This window comes from Vibrio sp. 811, from assembly GCF_033339195.1.
This window is the reverse complement of the sequence record NZ_JAWOUB010000481.1, coordinates 1-661: the sequence shown is the minus strand read 5'-3', so window position 1 is coordinate 661 and position 661 is coordinate 1. Positions and strand designations below refer to the sequence as shown.

The following is a 661-nucleotide window of genomic DNA, read 5'->3' as shown; positions in this document are numbered from 1 at the left end:
GTCATTCCCACCAGCAACGGATTGTGCGACTTCGTAGTCAAAATCATCGCTACTGTTCAAACCTGACGTACCGCCGACAAACGATTCAAACGCCCATTCATCTGAGTACGCTTTTTTAGTGAAGATGTTAATGACACCACCCGTCGCACCAGCCCCATAAATGGAAGTCGCGCCTGACAGCACTTCAATTCGTTCGATGTTGAACGGGTCAATCGCATCCAATTGACGACTGATAGGACGAGAAGATTGCAGAGAAACGCCATCAATCATGACCAACATGGCTCTGCCACGCAGATTTTGGCCGTAGTTTGTTCGGCCGCCAGTGCCAACATCTAAAGAAGGGATCGTCGCTGAAAGAATATCACCCAGAGTTTTACCTGCTCGGTATTGTTGAGCAATTTCTTCTTGCCCTACAAACCAAACCGTACCGGGAATATCAGAGATGGATTTTGGCATGACGCTGCCAACCACGACTAATTGTTCATCTGCTGCGTTTTGAGACGCCAGTTACTGAGCTTGTTCTGCAGCCAATGCGTGCGCTGCATATCCACTGCTCATCGCTAATACGATGAGGTTTAAAGAGAACTTCCTATTTATCATTGTATTTATCTTTTTGTTGTAGCCAAAGAATCGACAATGATACTTATTATCAATAACAAAT

General features: G+C 45.4%; 1 pseudogene. It reads right to left on the bottom strand.

The features are described from left to right. Nucleotides 1-600: pseudogene (locus tag R7Q46_RS27605) on the bottom strand (TonB-dependent receptor plug domain-containing protein); the annotation flags it as partial. Nucleotides 601-661: the final 61 nt, after the last annotated feature.